The following is a 25356-nucleotide window of genomic DNA, read 5'->3' on the forward strand; positions in this document are numbered from 1 at the left end:
CGTGTTTGAATTTTATCTCCTAATACCAGCGCTTTTTATTTTGTTTGGATGCGTTTGACTTTCTAGATTTATGAGCGCCACCACTGCGGTTTGAGTTTTTAGGTTTCTCAGCAGTTGCTTCAGGACTTCCTGCATGCCATTGATAAGGATGATCGGTAATTGTTTTTACATCAACTTTTATCAATTTCTGAATATCTTTCCAATAAGGATGTTCATCTTTACTGCAAAATGAAATTGCGATTCCGCCATTTCCTGCACGTCCTGTTCTACCAATTCGGTGTACGTAAGTTTCAGGAATATTCGGCAAATCAAAATTAATTACAAAAGGCAATTGATCAATATCGATTCCTCTTGCGGCGATATCTGTAGCAACAAGAACACCAACTTCTTTATTTTTAAAAGCATCCAAAACACGTTGTCTTGCATTTTGAGATTTATCGCCGTGAATTGCTTCTGCAGGGATATCTTTTTTGCGCAATGCTTTTACAACATTATCAGCTCCGTGTTTGGTTCTCGAAAAAACCAAAACATTCGATAAGTTTTCGTTTTTTATTAAATGATAAAGTAAATTTCTTTTCTCTGTTTTTTCAACAAAATATACACGTTGCTCTACATTTTCTGCTGTTGATGAAACAGGCGAAACTTCTACTTTTGCAGGATCCTGCAAAAACATTTCGGCCAATTCTCTAATTGCGATAGGCATTGTAGCCGAGAATAATAAAGTCTGACGATTTTTAGGCGTTAGTTTTACAATCTTTTTTACATCGTTAATAAAACCCATATCAAGCATTTGATCGGCTTCATCCAAAACTAAAGTATGCAAGTGATCAAGATCAAGAAAACCTTGTTTTTGTAAATCCAGTAATCTTCCCGGAGTGGCAACCAAAATATCAACACCTTTTTTCAAAGTATCAACTTGGGGATTTTGAGAAACTCCACCAAAAATGGTCAGTTGGGTCAGGTTGGTATATTTGGCATAAGTATCAAAACTTTGCCCAATCTGAACAGCAAGTTCACGGGTTGGCGTAACTATAAGGGCACGAATGACCTTGGCTTTTTTTGATGAACCTACAATTCGGTGTAATTGGTGTATGATTGGAATAGCAAATGCTGCTGTTTTTCCTGTTCCTGTTTGTGCACAGCCAATAAGGTCTCTTCCTGCTAAAACGATCGGAATAGATTGCTCCTGAATAGGTGTGGGGTTTAAATAGCCTTCTTCAAATACGGCTTTTTGTATACTTTTGGAAAGTGATAAATCTTCAAATAACATATCTTAGGTATTAAGAAATTTAGTTTTAAGTACTAAAAATCTGTGCAAAGATAGGTTTATTCAGCCAATGGTCCGTTTGAATTGGGGTTTATTTGGCAAATGATCTAATTTTCAGCTGGTATAAGTTAAATTTTTTCGTTGTTTGCTTTTATGAAATCAGTAATTAAATAACCAATTAATTTTCCAATAAGATGATTGTTTGGCGATTGATCTAAGTCTGGCGCGCCTTCGCAAATGTGTAAATAAGCAGCATTTCTGTGCTGTCCGAAAAACGAAACAAACTGACGTAATTCTTCTATCGAAAACCCGCTAATTGTCATGGCACTGCTTGCAATATTCGGAATTGCATCCAGATCTATTTCGATGCCAAATGAATCTGTTTTGATAAATTCTAAAGCCAAAGCCATTTCTCTGTCGAAATCTTTTTCTTTGCGAATATTTACACTATCATAAGTATTGTAGCGTACACGATCTTCTAATTTTTTAATTATATCGAGAACACTTTTTGAAGTATAATTTTCGTGAAGTCCAAAAATGAAATATTTTTTCAGGAAACCTTCTTCGTACGCATAAGAAAATCCATTTCCGCTATGACGGCCTTCAAGAATCCTGAAATCTGAATGGGCATCAAAATTAATAGCATTTATTGGTTTTCCTTTGGCTAAAGCCGAACCTTTAATATTTCCGTAAGCATTATTGTGGCCTCCTCCAATTATAATTGGTGTTTTTCCTGCCTTTATTATAGTAAAAATAATATGAGAAACTTCTTTATCAACTTTTTCAACAAGCTGACTTAATTTTGAACGGTCATCAATATCATTAAAATCAAGATTTTCAACATCACGCATTTCTGCAGAAACATTAATTTGTCCTAAAACAATAATCTGGCTGCCTTTGGCAAAACGGTTATGCTGAATGTTTGCAATGCTTTTTATGGCACTTTCCCATGCAGATGCCGTTCCCGGTCTTCCGTAATTAGCACGCACGCCAATGTCTTCAGGAATTCCTAAAAGTACATATTTAGCTTCGCTTTCTTTCAGGAAATTGACCTTATCAACTCCATTTGGAATGATAATCATCTTTTCTCCAAACTTAATTTCACCACTTCGATGGTTGGTTACTTTAGCTAAATCATTAATAGTAAATGGGATTAGTTTCTCCATAAAAAAAAATATTGTTCAAAAATAATATAATTGTAGTAACTTACGTTATAACGATATATTAATTATTAAATTTGTTTTTAAGAAAATTATTAAAATATGGAAAACCCAAACAAAAACAACTCAAGTCTAAAGGCGGTAATCGCTGTTTTAGCAGTACTACTAATTGGAAGTTTAGTGTATATTTTTAAATTATCATCTGATACAGATGTAGTTAAAACTGAACTTACCACAACTCTAACAGAGAAAGAATCTGTTATGAAAGATTTGCAGGAATTAAAAGCGACTTACGATGCTGCAATTGCAGAAAACACTTCAATGTCTGATGAATTAATTCAGGAAAGAGATAAAGTAGTAGCTTTGATGGATGATTTAAATAAATCTAAAGGAGATGTATCTAAATACAGAAATCAAGTTGTAGGCATGCAGGCTAAAATGAAAACTTTAGTTGCTGAAAACGATGAATTGAAAAAACAAAATGGTGTTTTAACAGTTCAGAGAGATAGTACTATTGTAGTTTTAGGAGAATCTAAGAAATTCAACGAAGTTTTAGTTGGTCAAAACGAAGAATTGGCTAAAACAGTTGAAAAAGGGTCTAAATTATCAATTTTGAATACAAAAACTGCAGCTTACAAATTGAAAAGCTCAGGAAAACAAATTGAAACTGATAAAGCAAGCCGTGCTGACGTTTTAAAAGTAAGTTTTACTATTGCTGAAAATCAAATTGCAAAATCTGGAGATAAAACGTACTATATTCAGGTTATCGATGCTAAAAACAATGTTTTAGGAGATAAGAAAACAGAAAGTTTTGGAGACAATACTTTAACTTACAGCTTCAAGAAAACAATTCAGTACGAAAACAAAACTGTACAGGTTTCTGAAGATTTACCAGGTAAAGACTTCGAAAAAGGAACTTATTTTATCAATGTTTTTGATAATGACGAATTAGTTTCTAAAACTAGTTTTTCTTTAAGATAAGAATTATTTGAAATAAAAGTAAAAGGTCTGTGAAGAAATTCACAGACCTTTTTTATTAAATTAAAAATCACAATAATTTAATATCTATTTTCTTTTTCTGGTTTGCTGTTCTTCCAGCTTTTTTAAAATTTTCTCTTGTTTTTTTGCTTTTAAATCTGTCGACGGAGTTTTTAAATTATTAACCTTTGCCATGATCTTCTTGTTTTAATTATTAAAAAATAGTGTAAAGCCGATCCTATAATTTATTCGTAATAAAAAAACTTTATAGCGAGTAGCCATTATCCAATAAAGATTGGAATAGCATATTTAAAAAAGTTTTATAGGATTTTATTAAGCACACTCGCTGTGCTTAACAATTCGGGAAGATTTTTAATTTATAAGAAGATAATACAGAAATGCTCTTGTTCGAATACAAGCTTATTTTGGTATTTAAAACACTATGTTTTAAACCAAATTTGCCTAAATCTATTATGTGAACTAACATTTCCATATTTAAAAAATCTGATTTGTAAATATAGACAATTCTTTTACTTAAAATTTTTATTGTAAGATTTTTATGTATTTTTTAACTTATGAATTGCCTTTACAAAATTTCACCTTCCACAAAAACACTTTCTATTAAATTACTGCCAAACGCATATGGAATCTGATAATAAGATGAAATAGGTTTAGTGAGGATAAGATTGGCTTTTTTTCCTTTTGTAATACTTCCATGAGTTTCAGAAATTCCCATCGCGTAGGCGCCATTTATTGTTGCTGCGTTAATCGCTTCTTCGGGAGTCATTTTCATTTTGATACACGCTGTTGCCACCACAAAATTCATATTTCCCGATGGAGTGGAGCCGGGGTTGAAATCAGTTGCCAATGCAAGTGGCAAACCGGCTTTTATCATTTCGCGGGCAGGAGTGTAAGGGATGCTTAAAAAATAAGAACAGGATGGCAAAGCCACAGGCATCGTTTCTGTGTTTTTTAAGGCTTCAATATCTTCCGGATTCATAACTTCAAGATGATCGACGGAAAGTGCATTAAATTTAATTCCGGCCTGAATTCCGCCAATAGAATTAAATTGATTCACATGAATTTTTGGCTTTAAGCCGAATTGAATTCCGGCTTCCATAATTTTCTCTGTTTCTTCAACAGAAAAATAACCGGTTTCGCAAAATACATCAATATAATCTGCCAGTTTATTTTGAGCGATTTCCGGAAGCATTTTGGTTATAATTTCATCAATATAGCCTTGTTTGTTTTCTTTGTAATATAAAGGAAATGCATGAGCGCCCAAAAATGTTGCTTTTATTGAAATAGGATAATTTGCTGCCAGTTTTTTGATAACGCGAAGCATTTTTAATTCGCCTTCAATAGTAAGTCCGTAACCGGATTTTATTTCAACCGCTCCGGTTCCTAAATGCATCACTTCTTCCAAACGAACTTTTGATTGCTCGTAAATTTCTTCTTCAGAAGTTTCGTTTAATTTTTTAGCAGAGTTTAAAATTCCGCCACCACGATTGGCAATTTCTTCATAAGAGAATCCATTGATTCGGTCTACAAATTCCTGCTCGCGATTTCCAGCATATACAATATGCGTGTGGCTGTCGCACCACGAAGGCAAAACGATTTTTCCGGTAGCATCAATAACTTCATCTGCATTGATTTCGGGAAGATTTTCCATCAAACCAAAATCTGCAATTAGATTATTTTCAATTACTAAATAAGCATTTTTTATAGTGGGAAGAACCGCCATTTCAGCCCCAGAAACCTTAGAAACAGACGTTTCACGAACCTGAAGCAATTCTTTTATGTTTTTGATTAAAGTAATCATTATTAAGAAATTTAATTAGTGTAGTAATTATATAAAAACACAAATTTGCTTCGCCAGTTCGTCCTACGGTCTCGGGTCACAAATTAACACTAATCAATTCGTGAAAATTTGTGAAATTCGTGTTTGTCTCTATGTGTAATCCTATTCTGAAACTGTTATTTCGAACAATTTTTCCCAATATTTACCTGTTACAAAAATGGTTTTTGTTGCAGGATTATAAGCAATTCCGTTTAAAACTTCTGCTTCAGGATGTTTGATAAATTTGCGTAAACCAGACATGTCCAGAATTCCTTCAACAGCTCCCGAAGTTGGGTTTACAACCGCAATCGCATCTTTTTGCCAAACATTTGCATAGAATTTTCCGTCGATTAATTCTAGTTCATTCAAAACTTTAATTTTTGAAGTTCCGGAATAAACATTAATGTAATCAATCATTTTTTGGGTTTCAGGATCCATTTTCCAGATTTTCTCCGTTCCGTCAGAGCGATAAATATATTTGTCATCGTGCGTCATTCCCCAGCCTTCAATATCTTTATCGTATTTAAAGGTTTTTTCAAGTTTAAGCGTTTTTGCATCGTATATAAAACCAGTTTTTTCCTGCCATGTTAATTGAAACAATTTACCATTTATAAAAGTAATTCCTTCACCAAAATATTCTTTTGGAAGATCTACTTGCTGAATCACTTTTCCGGTTTTGTAATCAACAGATCTAAAGTAAGAATCTGCTTTTTGCCCTGTACTTTCAAATAAAACACCGTCGTGAAATTCTAAACCTTCTGTAAAAGCTTTTGTATCGTGCGGATATGTATTTACGATTTTATATTTCAATAATTTTGGTTCAACATTCGAAACCAATTCGATTCTTTTTGTAGCATCAGATGAATCTCCGCCAAAATAAACGGTAGCTTTTAGATATTGATATCCTAATTTTTGATCTTTTAATTCAAATTTAAATTTTTCATTTCCTTTTTTGCTACCCACTTTTTTGTCATTTACAAAGTAAGAGATACTATCAATTTCTTTTGATTTTGGGTTTAAAATTCCAATAGAAACTGATTCCTGAGACGAAAAATGAGCAGGAAAAGCGGAATCATCGATGTTAAATAAAGAATTTTCACCTTTTTTTGTATCTCCACATCCAATTAATGTGATTCCTAATAAAATGAAAGTTAGGAAGTTATATTTTTTCATAGTTAAAAATTTGAATAAGCCAATATACGACGATATTTTTATAGCAACAAAGGTCTTGCAAAAATATAAAAAGATTGTATATTTGCACCGGCAAGTCCTACACGACCAGCTCCTGCAGACTCCCCCAGGATGGGAACATAGCAAGGGTACGTGGTTGAGCGGTGCGATGTAGGTCGCTTGCCATTTTTTATTTTATATGTCCTGAAATGTTTCAGGATTTTTTTTTAGAATTAATTTAAAAGTAGTCTTCCTTCTGGAGGATTTTTTTATTTTTGGGACTTCGTAAAGTTAAAAGTTATTAGTTAGAGGTTAAAAGTTTACCTCAATGAACCAACTCATAACTTATAACTAAAAACTCATAACTTTTCAAAATGAATAAAGTCGTTTTAATTACCGGAGGATCTTCAGGGATCGGGAAATCTATTGGAGAATTTTTGCATCAAAAAGGTTTCGTTGTTTATGGAACAAGTCGAAACCCTGAAAAAGTGTTGAATTCTGTTTTTCCACTCGTGGCTTTAGATGTTCGAAATACCGAATCTATTAAATCGGCGGTAGCCAAAATTATTCAAACTTCCGGGCGATTGGATATTGTAATTAATAATGCCGGAGTTGGAATTACAGGGCCTTTGGAAGAAATTCCGACAGAAGAAATCAAGAATAACTTCGAAACCAATTTTTTTGGACCAATAGAAGTGATGAAAGCTGTTTTGCCGCAAATGCGTGAACAAAAATCGGGTTTGATTATTAATATTACTTCAATTGCCGGTTATATGGGATTGCCGTACAGAAGTGTTTATTCTGCATCAAAAGGAGCTTTAGAATTAATTACTGAAGCTTTAAGAATGGAAGTAAAGTCTTTTGGAATTGAGATCACCAACGTAGCACCTGGAGATTTTGCTACTAATATTGCTTCAGGACGTTATCATGCGCCGGTTATTTCAGGTTCTGCTTATGAAAAAGTTTACGGAGATGTGCTTGCTACTATGAATGAACATGTTGATGCGGGAAGTAATCCGAATGAAATGGCTGAGGCAGTTTACAAAATTATTCAGCAAAAAAAGCCAAAAGTGCATTATAAAGTGGGTGTTTTTATGCAGAAATTCTCGATCGTTTTAAAACGTGTACTTCCGGATAAAATGTATGAAAAAATGCTAATGAACCATTATAAACTATAATTATTCAATTGTAATGAAAAAAAATTAACCGCAAAGTTCGCAAGGATTTTTTACAGTTAGTTTTTATTAGAATAAATAAAAAGTTCGCAAAGCTTTGTGTTTACTTAGCTTTGCGAACTTTGTGTTTTTGGAAAGTATAATTAGATAAAAACCTTTGCGTTCTTTGCGGTAAAAAAAGCTATCTTATTCACTCTAAAGGAATAAAAATATCAAATTTTGCTCCTTGATTTAAAATTCCTTCAGCTCTAATAAAGCCGTTATGGTTTTCTACAATTCTTTTGACTATCGTAAGTCCTATTCCGGTACTTTTTATCGGTTTTGTGTGTAAAGCCTGAAAAAGTCCAAATATTTTTTCGTTATAAGATTGATCAAACCCAATGCCATTGTCTGCAATGGTTATTTGGTAATATTTGGTAAGAGGAGAAAGTTTCTCAAGTATTCCATTTGTGATTTTTGATGAGATTGTGATGATTAAATTTCGATCAGGACTTGCAAATTTCATCGAATTATTAATCAAATTATAAAGAAGCTGTCTGAATTGAAATTCTATTACAGAAAGTTTTCCTAAACCGTGTATATCAAAAACTACATTTTTATTTTCAAACTCATCTGTAAGATCTTCGATAACGTCTCTGGTAATTTCATTTAAGTCTTTAAGTACAAACTTTCTATCGTCAAATTTTGTTTTAGAATAAATTAAAAGGTCGTTAATTAGATTTTGCATTCTAAAAGCCGAAGTCTTAATTTTATTGAATGCAGTTTTGCCTTTTTCAGATAAATTATTTAGTTCTTCACGTTCAATAGTATCTGTAAAAAGCTGAATTTTTCGCAAAGGTTCCTGTAAATCATGACTCGAAATGTAATTAAATGCCTCGAGTTCATTGTTCATTTTTTCAAGAGAGATGTTTTTCTCAATAAGTTTTTTCTCAATGTCTGATTTTGATTTTACAGCTTTTTGTTTTTCAATTTCGGTTTTTTCCAGAAGATTGTCTTTCTCTTTTAAAATCGTTTTGCTTTCGTTTGCTTCTTCAATACTTGTGATGTGGAATGAAATTAAATCAGCAAACAAATTAAACATTTCTCGGACTTTGAATGTTTTTAAGCTATTTGGTTTCGGATCGATGGCACAAAGTGTTCCAAAAAAACTTCCGTCTTTAAGCATAATCGGAACCGAAATATAACTTTGAAGTCCGTACATTGCGGGAGTATGATGATAACGAAATTCAGGATCTTCACTAACATTGTCAATTATTACTGCTTTCCTGTCCTGGCGAATTTCGTCGCAAATTGTGGTTTTTACTTGTAATTCATCTCCGGGTTTTAGACCAAATGTAACATTGTCCTGAACACTGCAGGTTATCCATCGATCTTCTGTAACTCTTGCTACGGCTGCAAAACCCATTCCGGTCGTTTGGCATATTACATTTAGTAAAGTTGGTACAATTGTAATATTCTGGATATTAGTAATGTCTTGTTGAAAATTCTCTTCTAGCACTTTTGGACTTATTTTGACTTTAAAAATACGCTTTTTTAATGAAGGTATTATAACGAGGAATATCGAAATGTAGAATTATTTTTAAGATTTTAATTTTGGGAAAATTATAAGTTGTAATTTTGCACCGAAATTTATGTAAGGTGAGCAGGCTCATTCTTTGTGAATTAAAAAGAATAAAAGATAACGGCAAAAACCGGATTACGGTTGCCGAAGACATCAAATAGAATCAACACAATTAAATAGATATAATTATGAAATTTTTTATTGACACAGCTAATTTAGCTCAAATTAAAGAAGCACAGGCTTTAGGTGTTTTGGATGGTGTAACGACTAACCCGTCATTGATGGCGAAAGAAGGAATTACAGGAAAAAACAATATCCTGAAACATTATGTTGACATCTGCAATCTTGTAGAAGGCGATGTAAGTGCTGAGGTAAATGCGTTGGATTATGATGGAATGATTAAGGAAGGTGAAGAATTAGCTGAATTACATGATCAAATCGTAGTTAAATTGCCAATGACAAAAGAAGGCGTTATGGCTGCGAAATATTTCTCAGATAAAGGAATCAAAACAAATGTAACACTTGTATTTTCTGTTGGTCAGGCTCTTTTGGCTGCAAAAGCTGGAGCTACTTATGTTTCTCCATTTATTGGTCGTCTTGATGATGTTTCTACAGACGGTTTAAACCTGATCGAAGAAATTAGACTGGTTTATGATAACTACGGATACGAAACTCAAATTTTAGCTGCTTCTGTGCGCCATACAATGCATATTGTAAACTGCGCTAAAATTGGAGCTGATGTTATGACTGGACCACTTTCTGCAATTTACGGATTGTTGAAACACCCTTTAACGGATATTGGATTAGCTCAGTTTGTTGCTGATTTTGAGAAAGGAAACAAATAGTTTACTTTAAATAAATAATTAAAAATCACCATTTTTTGTAAGAAAGATGGTGATTTTTTTTTATCTTTATGTGTCTCAAAAAGAATGACATATGAAAAAACTTATTCTGATTTTCGCATTTTTGGCAGTAAATATCACTGCAAATTCCCAGGCAAAAGTATTAACATCTGTAAACGAAGCCGGAGATGTGGCTACTTTTGAATTAGATTGTACTTCAAAATTCCAGACTTTGGCAAAAGGTTTACGTTATAATATTACACGTCACGAGTTTAGAGGTCCTGAAATGAAAAATTCATACCGATTATTGTTGGTAATGGATGGTTTTTATTCAAGCACATTAAACAGTACAATGACAATTTCGGCTGTTTTAAGTGATGGAACTGTTCTGGCTGCCAAAAAAACAATCGAAGAGGATGGTTATTTTGATGGTGCCTGTACATTAAAAATTAAGGATCCAAAAGCGCTTTTAGCGACGAATATAGATAAAGTGATTATTCATGCCGATAAAGATGTCGTATATACTTTATCGGAACAAAATAAAGCTGTTTTTAAAAAGAATTTAAGCAATATTATTAATGCGAAGTAAAAAAAATAAATTCCAAAAAATAAATTCCAAATTCCAATTTCGGCTGGAATTTTTTATCGACAAACCCGGCGATAAACCAGACAGGTTTTAAAACCTGTTGGGTTTGCTTACAAGACGTAAATCATAAAACTAAAAAATCCCAAATTCCAATCTATAAAATTGGAATTTGGGATTTTTTATATTGTTATTTAAAGAAGTTTAGTGCCCTCCTGAAAGTTTTTTGTCAAAGTTAATTCCTTGTTTTCTAAGAATTCCGCTCACGCTCCATGCGTAAAACGCAAGGTAAGCAAAACATAAGATACCTACAATGTAACTTGCTTGAATACCAATGAATTCAGAAACAAAACCTTGTAACCAGCTGATAACTCCACCACCCATAATCATCATGATTAGGAAGCTGCTTCCCTGGCTTGTATTTTTTCCTAGTCCGCTTACTGCTAATGTAAAGATACATGGCCAAAGCGTACTACAGAATAAACCAACACTTGTAAAAGCATAAACACTCACAATACCGCTAGTCGACATTCCGATAGCTAAAGCAACAATTCCTAAAACAGAGAAGATTAATAACATTCTCGCAGGATTTCCTTTACTTGCAATATCAGCAGCAATTAATACTAAGATAATTAATCCGTAGATGTAAAACGGTGTTAAATCGTGTTTTGCAATTGCATTTACAGCCAGGAATACTCCAAACGCTAAATATGGTGCTACAAAACGTAATATTTGTTGTAAACTGGCTTTATCAGTAAAAGCTTCGATAGCTCCTGTCCAACGGCCAATCATTAAACTTGCCCAATATAAAGAGATATAAGGAGCAACTTCCTGAGTTAAAAACCCTAATTTGCTTTCCATGTATGCAGGTAAATTACTTGCAGTAGAAACTTCAACACCAACATAAAGAAATATAGCAATCATTCCCATTACCAATTGTGGATATTGTAATGCAGATTTTTTTGCTGTTGTACCATCGTGTGCGATTTCTTCTTCGATTAGAGCCGGTCTGTCTGGCAATGAAGAGAATTTTAATAAAATAGCCACTAATAAAAAGGCTAAACCAAGTATTAAATAAGGAATTTTTACACTCTCGATACTTAAAGTAGATGATCCTGTGCTTGATCCGAAGATTGCAAAACTCACGATAAGCGGTCCGATTGTAGTCCCCAAATTGTTAATTCCACCTGCTAATGTCAAACGCTGAGATCCTGTTGCGATTGGTCCTAAAGCAATTGCTAAAGGGTTTGCAACTGTTTGCTGTAATGAAAAGCCAAGTGCTACAATGAATAATCCAGATAACATTAAAGGAAAAGATCCTGTGTTTGCAGCCGGATAAAATAATAATGTTCCAAGAGCAGAAATAAGTAAACCTAATGAAAGACCGTTTTTATATCCTATTCTGTTAACTAAATCTTCTTTGATTAAAGCGGAGATTCCCATATATATTAGCGATCCTACGGTGTAAGCGATATAAAAAGCTAAAGATACTAATTGACTTTCTCCTTGAGATAAGTTGAAGGCTGTTTTAAAAACAGGAATCAAGATGTCGTTACTTGCAGCGACAAAACCCCAAAAGAAGAATACGATAACTAGAGGAATAAACTGTCCCCACTTAGTTTGCACATTTTCTGAACTCATAATTGTGATAAGGTTAATTTTTTAATTTTATTGTTTTTTGAAGACCGTAAATATATTTGTTAAGTGTTTCAAAAAAAAATAAAAAGGCACAAATAATGTTAAATTTAAACCAACGGCATCATTTTTTCAACAATGTGTTAATTTTAACCTACTTAGAAAATGAAAAATGAAATTGTATTTACTCTAAAATTTTGTTTTTAACATCTTTACTGTAATTTCTACCAATAGGAATGGTGTAAGATTGGATCTGTATGCGGTTTCCTTCGATAGATTTTACCTTATTTAGGGCGATAACGTATGATTTATGAATTCTCAAAAAACGATCTGCCGGCAATTCTTCAGACAAAGAAGTGAGGGATTTGTGTGTAATATAGGTTTTATCAGGCGTAACAACTTTAATATATTCTTTCATTCCTTCGATAAAAAGGATTTCTTCAATATTGATTTTCATCATTTTTTTATCAACCTTAATAAAAATATGAGAATCACCTTTTGTGGTTTCGACCTTAATATTGTTTTTTAAATTGTATTCGGTAGTAATCTTGTTAATACACTTTATAAATCTGGGCAGCGGAATGGGTTTTACTAAATAATCAAGAACATCAAGATCATAACTTTCGGCTGCAAACTCCCTAAAAGCTGTTGTGATAATGACTTTGGTTTTGTTTTCGATTAAACTAATTAATTCAAATCCTGTCATCATTGGCATATTGATATCTAAAAAGACAGCATCAACAGTTGTGCTGTTGATAAAATCAAGTGCTTCAAGAGAATTATTGAATGTACCGATCACTTCAAAATCTGTAAAATTGTTGAAATAATTTTGCAAGACTTTGATAGCCAAAGGCTCATCATCAATCAATACGCATTTAATCTTCATTATGAATAGGTATTTGCAAGCGGATTATATAGTAATTTAGTTTTGTTTTGTGTTTTAAGCTGAAATCATTTTTATAAATTAATTTCAGTCTTTTTTTGGTATTGACTAATCCAATACCACTTTTCGGGTTAAGATTTTGTGAAATTACAAAATTATTTAAGATTTCAAAATCTAACCTTTTATTATCAATAACTTTACAATTGATCTTGATTTTTAAGTTTTTATTGTTTAGTCCGCCATGTTTAAAGGCGTTTTCAACCAACGAAATAAATATTAGCGGAGGCACAACAATATCTTCAATATCCGACTCAAGATTTATCGTAACTTCTACATTTTCAAAACGTAACTTCTCAATTTCAATATAATTCTGAATATAGTCTATTTCTTTTATAAGCGGAACAAATTTGGTTCCTTTAACATCATACAAGACATATTCCATCAAATTGGATAACTTGATAATTACGTCGGGAACCTTGTTTGAAGATTCTAAAGATAAGGCGTATAAGTTATTTAAGGTATTGAAGAAAAAATGCGGCTGAATTTGATTCTCCAAATATTTCAATTTGATTTTAAACTGATTTTCTCTTAATGATCTGTTTCTTTCTCTTTCCCTTAGCCAGGTTAAAGTCAGGTAAACAGATGAAGCCATGGCCAATACATATAATTCGCCAATGCAAACAGCAACAATATGATTGATTTCAAACGGATGATATTCTCTGTTGGCTTCCGGCCAGATATTCTCAGATATAATATAATAGGTAAGTGCGGTTTTTAATAAATAAATACCGAAAAGGCTTAAAATCAAGGCAAAAGTATATTGAATATATTTCTGTTTTAGTACAAATTTCGGTACCAAAACAAAAAGATTAAAATAGACTAACGGAATGTGCAATGAAAATTCAATCAGGTTAGATTTGAATGAATAAGGATAGTCATTAAAATAGGCTCCCCATCTTAAAAAGTTAAGAGTAAAGTAACTTCCCCAAAACCAAATATGATTTTGCAGTTTTATTTCAAATTTTAATTTTTGAATTTCGTTCAATTTTGATTATTGGGGGTTAATGTAATTATTCTTAGGAATAATAATTTGCAACTTTAAACAATTAGTTGGTAAAACGCAATTCTTTTGAATAAAATTTTATCAAAAATGGCATTTCGTCGATTATTTTTTAAAGGCATCGTTTTCGTAAAACGTATTATTGATTGTTTTCTGTTGTTTGTTTAAGGTTTAGGGTAGTTTGTTTAAAAAGTTTTATTTATGTTAATTTTAACAATAGATTTATCGCTTAACCAACAAAACCATGACAAAAATGAAGAAAATTGTATTAATCTTTGTTGTTTTTTTTACGTCGCAGGTTATTCTTGCACAAGTAAAAACAATCAAAGGTTTAGTAAGCGACCAAAAAGGACTGCCGTTGCCAGGAGTTACTGTTCTTATCCAGGGAACAGCGAAGGCAGCACAAACAGATTATGATGGTATGTACAGTATTGAAGCATCAAAAGGAGATGTTTTAGTATTTTCATACATTGGAATTAAAACTAAAGTTGTAACAATTGGAGATTCTCCGCAAGTAAACGTGGCGCTTGAAGAAAATGCCCAAAACTTAGATGAAGTTGTAGTTACGGCATTAGGTATTAAGAGACAAAAGAAGGAACTGGGTTACGCAGTTCAGGACATCAAAGGCGACCAGTTGAATAAGGTAATTACAACCAATGTAGCCACAGCACTTTCTGGTAAAATTGCGGGTGTAGATGTTTCTATACCAGCTACAGGTGCCGGCGGAAGTACCAGAGTTATTATTAGGGGGATTTCTAGTATAGGCGAGAATAACCAGCCGCTTTATATTGTAGATGGAGTTCCTATTGATAATACAGGTTTGTCTAATGATACTGCAGCATCAAGCAAATGGTTTGATGGAAGAGATAACGGTGACGGAATTTCAAGTATAAACCCAAATAATATTGAGAGTCTGACTGTATTAAAAGGTGCAGCAGCATCTGCTTTATATGGTTCCAGAGCTTTGAATGGTGTAATTTTGATTACAACCAAAAAAGGAAGTAAAGGTAAATTACAGGTAGAACTTACCAGCGGTGTTAGTTTTGACAGAGTAAATGCTAAATATCAGGATTTTCAAAGTGATTATGGAACGGGATCTCACGGGATTTTGCCGGACCCTTCAAAAGCGCCTTCTGAAATTTACGGATATACTACAAGTGCCTGGGGACCGAAATTCTCGGAAACAGTTGGGCAACAGGTTATAATATTTGATGGTTCTATGAAACCTTATGCCAAAGTAGACAATAATATTCAGGATTTTTTTAAGACGGGATTTACAACAACTAACGGAATTTCGCTCTCTGGCGGAAGTGAGAATGCCTATATTCGTTTTGGATTCAACAATCTTAAAAATGATGATGTTGTTCCGGGTTCAGGTTTAGAAAGAAATGATGCCAGTTTGAATGCTACTTTAAAATCAGAAAAATTTACTTTGGCGGCAAATGTAAATTACATGGTTGAAAACACCGAAAACAGACCAGGTTTGGGAGATTCTCCAAACAACGTAGGTTATTCTTTGAGTGGTTTAGCACCCAATATCGATCAGGCCTGGTTGAAAAATTATCAAGATCCGGATACAGGAGAAATCTACAAGTGGAATAATAATATTTATCAATTAAACCCATATTTTACAGTAGATGCCAATCATAACACCTCTAAGAAAAATCGTTTTATGGGGAATGTTACGGGAACTTATCAACTTGAAAAATGGGTTGGATTGACTTTTAGAACCGGTTTAGATACTTATAATTTTGGCACTAAAGATTTTATGGCGGCAGGAAGTACCTGGCCGGGCAGAGATACAGGTTATCTTGGATTGAATGATATTACGGTTTCTGAAATGAATACTGATATCATAGCTACTTTTAGCGATATTAAATTGGCTAATGACTTGACTTTCTCAGGAATTTTAGGAACAAGCAGAAGAGATTTTAGAAGACAGGAAAATTCTAGCCAGGGAACAAATATTATTGAGCCGGGAACAGAATATATTAGTAATTTTTCGACTCAGACAATCAACGCACCATCAGAAACCAAAACAAGAACAAATTCTGTTTACGGTTCTGCAAAATTTGATTATAAAGGTTATTTATATGCTGAATTTACAGGAAGAAATGACTGGTTTAGTGTGATAACCAAAGATGCTTTTTATCCGGCAGCTTCGTTAGGTTTTGTATTCTCAGATGCATTTGCTATTCAGAGCAATACTTTTTCTTATGGTAAATTGAGAGCATCATGGGCAAAAGTTTCGAATGCACCGGGTGCTTATAAAAATGCATTAAATTATACTACTTATTCTGCTTATGACGGACAAAGTGTTGTGAATATAAAAAATTCATCGGCACCAAATGCGAATCTTACTTTTCAATCAAAAACAGGAATTGAGTTTGGATTGGAAACAGCTTTCTTTAAAAACAGATTAAAAGCTGATATAACAGTTTACCGTGAAGATACTGCAGATCAAACGCTTGATTTAGCATCTTCTGCAACATCGGGTTATGAGTTTCTTTCTGTAAATGCAGGGAAATTGCGTAATGAAGGTATCGAGATATTTTTATCGGGTTCACCAATTAAAACTAAAGATTTTGAGTGGGGAATTGATTTGAACTTCTCAAAAAACAAAAACTCAATTCTTTCTTTACATCCTGACATTAATACTTATACTATTTCTGAGGCTCGCTGGGCCGGAGCAGCAATTGTAGCTCAGGTTGGCGGACAATACGGAACTATTATTGGTAAAGATTTTCAAAGAACACCTTCCGGCGAAATGATTGTAGGGGCAAACGGTCTTCCTGTTTACACAGATACAAAAGTAGAATTAGGAAAAGGGCTTCCGGATTGGGCGGCAGGTTTAACCAATAGATTTTCTTATAAAGGAATTACACTTCAATTTTTATTGGATATGAAGTTTGGTATGGATGTATATTCTATGACAAACTCTGTTGCCGCAGGAAAAGGACTTTTGGATGTAACTACAGAAGGAAGAGATGCTTACAATGCTGCAAGAGCAGAAGCCGCAGCAAATGATCCAAATTTCAATGTAGGAAATTGGACTCCAACAGCAGGTTATGTAGCAAACGGAGTTGTAAATACGGGAACGGCTGAAAATCCGGTTTATGTAAAAAATACGACTCCTGTAGATCCTCAAACATATTGGTCAAATGTTACTGAAAATACACCGGCACCTTTTATTTATGATGCTTCATACGTTAAATTAAGAGAGGTAAGTTTAGGCTATACAATACCCAGAAGTGTTTTTGGCAGCTCAAAAATAAGTTCAATCTATATTTCGGCATTTGCCAGAAACCTATTGACATTTAATAAAGATTTACCAAATATTGATCCTGAGTCTATGTACACTTCCGGAAACGGACAAGGTTTTGAGTATGGTTCATTACCGTCAAGAAAATCGTATGGTTTTAATATTAAAGTTACATTCTAAAAAAGTAAATTATGAAAATTAAATATATAGTAGCCATACTTGCAGTATTTACGGTAGTTGGCTGTACAGAAAATTTTGACGAACTGGTAAAAGATCCGGTGGCGTTATCTCCAAATCCGGCAGGACAGCTCACCTTTACTCAATTGTGTATGTCCGGAGATGGATATTACCAACACAGAACCAACCTTATATATGCCGGAGGTTTTGTGCAGCATTATTCAGGTTCCTGGGCAGTAACAGAATATGGCAGCAAATTTAAAAATAACGAAGAGTATGCAGTCGCTTTATGGAGAAATGTTTATGCCCACGAAATAAAAAGTATTGTCGATATTCTGGATAATACCAGTGCAGATCCTGCAGCAGTAAACATGAATGCTGTTGCTAAAATTATGAAAGTAATGATCGCACATCGTTTAACCGATATTTATGGTGATGTACCTTATTCAGAAGCCGGATTGGGATTTTCTCAGGGAATTGTAACACCAAAATATGATAAACAGGAAGATATTTACACTTCTTTTTTCAAAGAATTAGACGAAGCTTTTAATCAGTTAAATGCCGGAGGAGGCGCAGTAAAAGGAGATTTGTTTTATAATGGAGATATTGCAAAATGGAAAAAATTAGCCAATACAATGCGTTTGCGTTTAGCAATGAGAATCTCTGAAGTAAATCCAGCAGAAGCTGAAAAACAAGTAAAAGCCGCTTTTCAAAATGGCGTTTTTGCCAGTAATGATGACAACTGTATTATGCATCATTTGGATTTTCCTTTTAGTGATGACCCATCCAGATTGGATTATAGAGGAAATGGATTATCTTATGGTTTTATTTCAGATGAGCATGGAGACCATTTTAGTTCTTTATTAATAGATTTTTTAAGAGATAATGGCGATCCAAGATTAACCATGATCGCAACTCCAAAAACAAGCAGCAGCGTGGTTCCGTGGTCGCCAATACAGCCGGGAGAAACGTTATATGAAGGTGTTAAGCCGGGAATGTTTAGATGGGATCTTCCCGGTGGATCAAATTCGGCCTCTGGAATACAGCCTTATTTAAAACTAAGAACAACTCCTTTTTTACATGTTAGTTATTCAGAAACACAATTATTATTGGCCGAAGCAGCTGTGAGAGGCTGGGTTTCAGGCTCTGCCGCTGATTATTATAAAAATGGAGTAGAAGCAGGGATTAAACAAATGGAAATTTACGGTGCTGCGCCTGCAACTCAGGCAAATATAGATGCATATGTAAATGCAAATCCTTTGGTAGCCGGAACAGAAAAAGAGCAAATAGGAACACAAATTTGGGTTACTTATTTATTTAATAGTATAGAAGCTTATTCAAACTGGAGAAGAACAGGTTATCCTCATTTAGTGCCCATAACAAATTCAGATTCAGGAACAGGTGGTGTTGTACCAACACGTTTGTATTATCCGAATGATGAAATGCAAAAAAATGAGAAAAACTATTTAGATGCCTTATCAAGAATGGGAGGAAAAAATGACTGGCTTGGTAAAGTTTGGTGGGATGTAAACTAGCTAGTTACTTTATGGAATTAAAAATTAAAAATTAAAAAATCTGCTTAATCTGCAAAATCTGCGTGAAAAAAAATAAGCACAAACTTTCTATTTGTTAGAAACTATTAAAGGGTAATTCCCAAACATAAAGTCATGCCTAATAAGGTATTATTTTCATTCTAATTAAATTAAAAACAATAGTTTAAAATTAAAAATTATGATAAAAAATAAAGCCTTGTTAGGCATCCTTTTTTTTCTAAGTTCCCTTTTTTCAGTTTATAGCTGTTCACATCAAAAAGAAATTGATTCGGAAAATTCAAAGAATAAAACAGCCAGAGTAGTGGGGTATTTATCTTCGGATAATTTTGATAAAATGAATTTGATTCAGTTTTGCAAATTAACGCATCTCAATTTAGCATTTGCAAATCCGGATAAAAATGGAAATTTGAATTTTACGGGAGATATTGACGTACTTGTAAAATATGTAAAATCAGTTAATCCTAATATTAAAATCAGCATTTCGCTCGCAGGCGGAGTTTTATCTGAAGAAGTAGCTTCAAATTGGAAATATCTAATTGATAATCCGGAAAACAGGCCAAATTTAATTCAGAACATTATAAATTTTACAGAACTTCATCATTTGGATGGAGTTGATGTTGATCTCGAATGGGATGCTGTGACAACAGGTTACAGCGGTTTTGTTTTAGAATTAAGAAAAGAACTCACAACGAAAAATAAACTTTTAACGGCGGCCCTGCCTAATAATTCGCGTTTCGAAAATATAAGTCAGGAAGCTTTAAATGTATTTGATTTTCTAAATATCATGTCGTATGACAGCACCGGACCCTGGACACCGGATAATCCGGGACAACACAGCTCTTTTGAAAACGCAAAAGCCGGAATAGATTTTTGGCATAAACTGCAAAATGTGCCAAGCGAAAAATTGACTTTGGGAGTTCCTTTTTATGGTTATAATTTTACTTATAAAGAAGTTACAAGTTCAACTTATGGAGAAATTGTATCTGCAGGAACTCAATTTGCAGATCAGGATGAGGTTGGAAAAATTTATTATAACGGAAGACCTACAATAACTCAAAAAGTAGAATTTGCTTCTCAAAACACAGGTGGAATTATGATTTGGGAAATTGCCCAGGATTCTTTTGACAACTATTCGCTTTTAGATGTCATTCATCAAAAATATACTTCGTTAAAAATAAAAACGACAGGTTTGTGTGGCAATTAATATTCAATTAATTGTTCCATTACTTCTGTACTATTCTTTAAATTTTGTTAATTTTTTGGTTTCGGTTTAGCTAATATCTTCATTATTATGTAAATATCGGTTTTAATGCTAAAAAAATGATAATGCACAATTATTAAGTAAATACTCTTTTTTATTAAATATAATTCTAATAATTGCTAAAAATGTTAGCGTTTATTAATTTGAAAACGTTTTCGTGAAACGCATTATTGAATGTTTTATGTCGTTGGTTTAAAAAATAAAGCCGTTTGTATAAATAATTTTTTTTAACAATCCCTTAAGAATAAATTTACACCATAACTAACAAAATAAATTAACATGAAAAAAATTTTCTTAATCTTTATGATTGCTTTTACGGCGCAAGTTTCGCTTGCTCAGGTAAAAAGTATCAAAGGTGTGATTACAGATTCTGATGGGATGCCGTTACCAGGGGCGTCTGTTGCAGTACAAGGAGGTCAAAAAGGTGCAAGCACCGATTTTGACGGTTTGTATTCAATTGAAGCACAAAAAGGACAAACATTAGTTTTTAGCTATGTTGGTCTTGAAACACAAAGTATAGTTGTAGGTGATGCCACTACAATTAACGTTAAAATGGGACAAGCAGCATCAAACGCACTTAACGAAGTTGTAGTAACTTCATTAGGTATTAAGAAAACGAGAAAATCTTTAACATATGCTGCTCAGGAGCTAAAAGGTGAAGAGTTAACTCGTGTAAAAGATGCAAACGTTATTAATACTATCGCTGGTAAAATTGCCGGTGTTGCCGTAACTAAAAGTTCTGGTGGAACTGGAGGATCTACAAAAGTAGTTATTCGTGGAAATTCTTCAATCTCTAACAGTCAGCCTTTATATGTAATTGATGGTATCCCGATGTTAAATTCAGGTTCAGGTCAGCCAAATGATTCATTTGGTAGTTTATCAGGTGGTAACCGTGATGGTGGAGATGTTGTATCTTTAATAAATCCGGATGATTACGAAGGAATGACAGTTCTTAAAGGTGCTGCAGCTTCTGTATTATACGGATCTCAGGGAGCTAATGGTGTAATTTTACTTTCATCTAAAAAAGCCAAAACAGGAAAAGCTAATATTTCTGCTTCATCTGTTACTACTTTTGAAGAAGCGGCTTATATGCCTAAATTTCAAACAGATTATGTTGCAGCTCCAGGTGCTGATGAGTCTTGGGGACCAGCAGGAAAAACAAAAGATCACGTAAAAGATTTCTTCAATACAGGAACCACTCAAATTACTTCAATAGGATATTCAATAGGTTCTGAAAATTCTTCTACGGCATTTTCTTATGCAAATACTTCGGCTACAGGAATTGTACCTGGAAACAGCTTAAAGAAAAACAACTTTGGAGTTAGACAAACAGCTAAATTTTTTGAAGATAAATTGATATTTTCTGCTAATGCAAATTATACATCTCAAACAATTGCAAATAAACCAGTAAACGGATTTTACTTTAACCCTTTAACAGGAGTTTATTTAATGCCAAGAGGAAATGATTTTGATTATTACAGAGATAATTATGAAGTATTTAATCCTACGAGAAACTTAATGGCGCAAAACTGGATGACTAATAGAGATATTATGCAAAATCCATATTGGGCAATTAACAGAAACAGATCTGAAGATAAAAACGATTTCTTTAATGGAGCATTATCTTTAACGTATAAAGCTAACAATTGGTTAAGTATTGCATCCAGATATAGTTATAATAGAGTAACAAGTATTTTTGATAAAAAAATATATGCTACAACACAAGGAACGCTTTCTCATGTAAACGGAAGATATATCAATGAAAATTCTTTAAGTACACAACGTTATGCTGATTTAATCGCGACAATTAACACAAAAATTGGTTCAGATTTTACCTTCAATGCAAATATTGGTACAAGTATTACAAATACACTAACGAATCAAAAAACAATTTTAGATTCTGGAATTAGTGGAGGTTTGAATATTACAAACTGGTTTACACTTCATAATTTTAATAACAACACAGGTAACTATCAAACAGTAGATTCTCAAAGAGAAGTGCAATCAGTTTTTGCAGCTACTACTTTTGGATATAAAGACATGTTATTCTTAGATCTTGCAGGAAGAAATGACTGGTCGTCTACGGTAGATGATTCTTATTTCTATCCATCTGTGGGGGTAACAGCTCTTATTAGCGAAATGACAACATTGCCAGAATGGATTAACTATGCTAAAGTTCGTGGTACTTACGCACAAGTTGGTAATGATATTTATCCTTTCGTTACTGATCCTACATATTATTCTCAGCCGGGAATTTCAGGAATAAACCCTAAAGTTGGTCCAAGACCAGGTGAAACATTAAAACCAGAGTTAAAATCTGAATTTGAATTTGGTACTGAGTGGAGAATGTTTAATAACAGATTAGGTTTTGAAATATCTTACTACAACTCAGAAACTAAAAACCAATACTTACAAGTAGTAGCTCCGGTAAACGATCAAGGTTATGATTTTTATGGAATTAATGCAGGAAGTATAGAAAATAAAGGTATTGAGGTTGTTTTAAGTGGAGGAATCATCAGAGGAGAGAAATTTTCCTGGGATACTGCTGTGAATTTTTCTCAAAACAAAAATAAGGTAAAAGAAATCCCTACTGAATTAGGAGGTAGAGTAAATTTAACAGAAGCAGGCGTAAATAGCTATAGATATGCTTTGGTTGAAGGAAAACCTTATGGAGTAATTGAAGGAATCAACTTTAAAAAAGACGATCAGGGTAGAATTTTATTAAATGATGACGGAACTTTTCAAAAAACTGATTTCGAAGAAGTTGGAAATTCTAATCCGGATTTCATGTTAGGTTGGTCAAACTCATTCAAATTTGGATCTTTCTTTGCTAATGTATTGATTGATGGTCGTTTTGGAGGTGATGTAATGAGTTTAACAGAAGCTCAAAATGATTCATTTGGAGTTTCAAAAGCAACTGGAGATGCAAGAAATGCAGGTGGAGTAGCAATAAATGGCGTTAGAGCAAGCGATGGCGTAGCAGTAACAAATGTAACCGCACAATCTTACTATACACAAGTTGGAGGTAGAGCAGGTATTACAGGAGAATATGTATATGATGCTACAAATGTAAGCGTTAGAGAAGTTTCTATCGGTTATAATTTCAATCCAAAAGCTTTACCTTTTATTCAATCTGCAAGTGTCTCTTTAATTGCTAGAAACTTATTCTTTATCTATAAAGATGCGCCATTTGATCCAAACATTGCATTAAGTACAGGTCAAGGGTTACAAGGAGTAGATATTTATGGTTTACCATCTACTAGAAGTATCGGTCTTAATTTAAACGTAACTTTCTAAAATTAAAAACATGAAACTAAATAATATAACAAAAGCAGCTGTCTGTATTTCATTGTTGACAACGTTTGGTTGCACAGACAATTTTGAAGAAATTAATACTAATAAAGAAGGTATTACACCAGAATTATTAGAGCAGGATTTTAATCATATCAAACAAGGTTTTGCACCTATCTTTAATAATATTCAGGTAATCACTGCTAATTTTGAGTGGGTATACCAATTGCAACAAAACCTAAATAGTGATATTTGGTCAGGTTACATGGCTACTCCAACAGGTTTTGCAGGAGGTATTAACAATACAACATATTCATTAGTTGATGGTTGGAACGGTTTTATCTGGGATTATGCCTATAAAAATGTAATGTATAATGCTGTAGATATCGAAAAGAAATCAAAAGGAAAATTCGATCAGTTTTATGCCTTATCATTGATTTTGAAAGTTGAAGGAATGCACAGGCTAACAGATACTTTTGGTCCAATTATATATTCTAAATACGGAAACTCAAGTCCAACAGAATATGACAGCCAACAAGAAGTTTACAATCAATTTTTTAATGAATTAGATATTGCAGTTGCAGATTTAACAAAAAGAGTTGATGATGGAGATAGTGGAGAAAGTACTTTTAAAACTACTGATTTATCAGGATACAAAGGAAAATACAAACAATGGGTAAAATTTGCTAACACTTTGCGTCTAAGATTAGCAATGCGTATAGTAAAAGTAAACCCTGCACTAGCAAAACTTGAGGCAGAAAAAGCGGTATCTCATAAATTTGGTGTGATGCAGTCAAACGGTGATTTATTTAAAATTGTATCTCCAGTTTATACAAATCCACTTGCAACAATTAGTGGTTCATGGTTAGATATTCGTATGTCTGCTGATATGGAATCAATTATGGGTGGATACGAAGATCCAAGAATGGAGAATTATTTTGATACATCATCTCAATTTCCTGGTCAATACAAAGGTGTTCGTACCGGAATTGATATTGCGGCAAAAGCAGATCACCAGGATTTTTCTGGTCTTGGAACTGTTGCAAAATCTAACGAAATTGTTTTAATGACAACCGCTGAAGCTTATTTCTTAAGAGCAGAAGGTGCATTAAGAGGATGGGATATGGGAGGCGATGCCAAATCATTATATGAACAAGGTATTGCTGCGTCATTCGGACAAAGAGATGCGGCAGGTGTAGCAGCTTATATGGCTGATAATGTAAAATTGCCTAAAGATTATGTTGATCCTAAGTTTCCTGTAAATAATTCTCCTGCAGTTAATAATGTTACTGTTGCCTGGGATGAAGCTGCAACTAACGAAGTTAAGCTGCAAAAAATTATTACTCAAAAATGGATTGCAGGTTTCCCTGAAGGACAAGAAGCATGGTCTGATTACAGAAGAACAGGTTATCCTAAACTTTTCCCGGTACTTAAAAATTACAGCGGAAATACGATTACAACTGAGTTCGGTGTAAGAAGAATAAACTTTGTTCAATCTGAGAAATCAAGTAATCAAGGTGGTGTAGATAGTGGAATTTCAAAATTAGGCGGTCCTGATACAGGAGGAACCAGACTATGGTGGGATACTACTGCTCCAAATTTCTAAAAAATATCAAAGAATTATAAGATTTTAAGTTTGGTTAGTAAATGGTATAAGC

At 33.4% G+C, this 25356-nt stretch carries 17 protein-coding genes and 1 other RNA gene; 10 read left to right on the top strand and 8 right to left on the bottom strand.

Translation table 11 applies throughout. The annotated features are described in order from the left end of the window. Positions 1-19: 19 nt before the first annotated feature. Both AC4FQ3_RS17380 and AC4FQ3_RS17385 read right to left on the bottom strand, forming a co-directional pair. On the bottom strand, positions 20-1270 hold the full coding sequence (locus tag AC4FQ3_RS17380) for a DEAD/DEAH box helicase (protein WP_042565040.1): 1251 nt from the start codon (positions 1268-1270) through the stop codon (positions 20-22). A gap of 125 nt (positions 1271-1395) precedes the next feature. Further along, entirely contained in the window at positions 1396-2433 is a 1038-nt protein-coding gene (locus tag AC4FQ3_RS17385; RefSeq protein WP_042565039.1) for a formimidoylglutamase, read from the bottom strand. 96 nt (positions 2434-2529) lie between these two features. Between AC4FQ3_RS17385 and AC4FQ3_RS17390 the strand changes: the two genes are divergently transcribed. Beyond that, on the top strand, positions 2530-3408 hold the full coding sequence (locus AC4FQ3_RS17390) for a DUF8428 domain-containing protein (RefSeq protein ID WP_042565038.1): 879 nt from the start codon (positions 2530-2532) through the stop codon (positions 3406-3408). 583 nt (positions 3409-3991) lie between these two features. Here the strand turns inward: AC4FQ3_RS17390 and hutI are convergent. After that, positions 3992-5227, bottom strand: a complete 1236-nt coding sequence (hutI, locus tag AC4FQ3_RS17395) for an imidazolonepropionase (RefSeq protein ID WP_491182673.1) — start codon at positions 5225-5227, stop codon at positions 3992-3994. A 141-nt stretch (positions 5228-5368) separates the two neighbouring features. Next, positions 5369-6418 carry a glutaminyl-peptide cyclotransferase gene (locus tag AC4FQ3_RS17400; protein ID WP_491182674.1) on the bottom strand — a complete coding sequence of 350 codons (1050 nt, stop codon included), beginning with the start codon at positions 6416-6418 and terminating at the stop codon, positions 5369-5371. A gap of 88 nt (positions 6419-6506) precedes the next feature. On the opposite strand from AC4FQ3_RS17400, the gene ffs reads away from it, so the two are divergent. Together ffs and AC4FQ3_RS17410 are read left to right on the top strand one after the other, a co-directional pair. Continuing rightward, an RNA gene (ffs, locus tag AC4FQ3_RS17405) (signal recognition particle sRNA small type) lies at positions 6507-6604 on the top strand. A gap of 185 nt (positions 6605-6789) precedes the next feature. Continuing rightward, positions 6790-7593, top strand: a complete 804-nt coding sequence (locus AC4FQ3_RS17410; RefSeq protein ID WP_073395103.1) for an SDR family oxidoreductase — start codon at positions 6790-6792, stop codon at positions 7591-7593. 187 nt (positions 7594-7780) lie between these two features. Here AC4FQ3_RS17410 and AC4FQ3_RS17415 read toward each other — a convergent pair whose 3' ends face one another. Further along, the gene (locus AC4FQ3_RS17415) at positions 7781-9088 is read right to left on the bottom strand and encodes a GAF domain-containing sensor histidine kinase (RefSeq protein WP_491182675.1); all 1308 of its coding nucleotides are present in this window, start codon (positions 9086-9088) and stop codon (positions 7781-7783) included. Between the two features lie 251 nt (positions 9089-9339). Between AC4FQ3_RS17415 and fsa the strand changes: the two genes are divergently transcribed. Beyond that, positions 9340-9996 carry a fructose-6-phosphate aldolase gene (gene fsa / locus AC4FQ3_RS17420; RefSeq protein ID WP_042565033.1) on the top strand — a complete coding sequence of 219 codons (657 nt, stop codon included), beginning with the start codon at positions 9340-9342 and terminating at the stop codon, positions 9994-9996. 91 nt (positions 9997-10087) lie between these two features. Next, positions 10088-10582: a hypothetical protein gene (locus AC4FQ3_RS17425; protein WP_491182676.1), complete on the top strand. Its 495-nt coding sequence runs from the start codon at positions 10088-10090 to the stop codon at positions 10580-10582. 198 nt (positions 10583-10780) lie between these two features. Here AC4FQ3_RS17425 and AC4FQ3_RS17430 read toward each other — a convergent pair whose 3' ends face one another. The 3 genes from AC4FQ3_RS17430 to AC4FQ3_RS17440 all read right to left on the bottom strand — a co-directional run bounded on the left by AC4FQ3_RS17430 (position 10781) and on the right by AC4FQ3_RS17440 (position 14139). Then, positions 10781-12217, bottom strand: a complete 1437-nt coding sequence (locus AC4FQ3_RS17430) for an MFS transporter (protein WP_302096850.1) — start codon at positions 12215-12217, stop codon at positions 10781-10783. 178 nt (positions 12218-12395) lie between these two features. Then, positions 12396-13097 (bottom strand): LytR/AlgR family response regulator transcription factor, encoded by a 702-nt coding sequence (locus AC4FQ3_RS17435; protein WP_042565030.1) that lies wholly within the window; start codon positions 13095-13097, stop codon positions 12396-12398. Continuing rightward, entirely contained in the window at positions 13087-14139 is a 1053-nt protein-coding gene (locus AC4FQ3_RS17440; RefSeq protein WP_042565029.1) for a sensor histidine kinase, read from the bottom strand. Before AC4FQ3_RS17440 ends, AC4FQ3_RS17435 begins: the two co-directional genes overlap by 11 nt. Before the next feature lie 268 nt (positions 14140-14407). Here AC4FQ3_RS17440 and AC4FQ3_RS17445 point away from each other — a divergent pair, with 268 nt between their 5' ends. The 5 genes from AC4FQ3_RS17445 (at position 14408) to AC4FQ3_RS17465 (ending at position 25304) form a co-directional block, all read left to right on the top strand. Then, a complete protein-coding gene (locus tag AC4FQ3_RS17445) occupies positions 14408-17596 on the top strand; it encodes a SusC/RagA family TonB-linked outer membrane protein (protein ID WP_491182677.1) in 3189 nt (1062 codons plus the stop codon). An 11-nt stretch (positions 17597-17607) separates the two neighbouring features. Further along, on the top strand, positions 17608-19128 hold the full coding sequence (locus tag AC4FQ3_RS17450) for a SusD/RagB family nutrient-binding outer membrane lipoprotein (protein WP_491182678.1): 1521 nt from the start codon (positions 17608-17610) through the stop codon (positions 19126-19128). 196 nt (positions 19129-19324) lie between these two features. After that, entirely contained in the window at positions 19325-20350 is a 1026-nt protein-coding gene (locus AC4FQ3_RS17455) for a glycosyl hydrolase family 18 protein (protein ID WP_491182679.1), read from the top strand. 336 nt (positions 20351-20686) lie between these two features. Continuing rightward, a complete protein-coding gene (locus tag AC4FQ3_RS17460) occupies positions 20687-23704 on the top strand; it encodes a SusC/RagA family TonB-linked outer membrane protein (protein ID WP_491182680.1) in 3018 nt (1005 codons plus the stop codon). Between the two features lie 10 nt (positions 23705-23714). Further along, on the top strand, positions 23715-25304 hold the full coding sequence (locus AC4FQ3_RS17465) for a RagB/SusD family nutrient uptake outer membrane protein (protein ID WP_042565025.1): 1590 nt from the start codon (positions 23715-23717) through the stop codon (positions 25302-25304). Positions 25305-25356: the final 52 nt, after the last annotated feature.

This window comes from Flavobacterium sp. AK-345 (assembly GCF_058310175.1).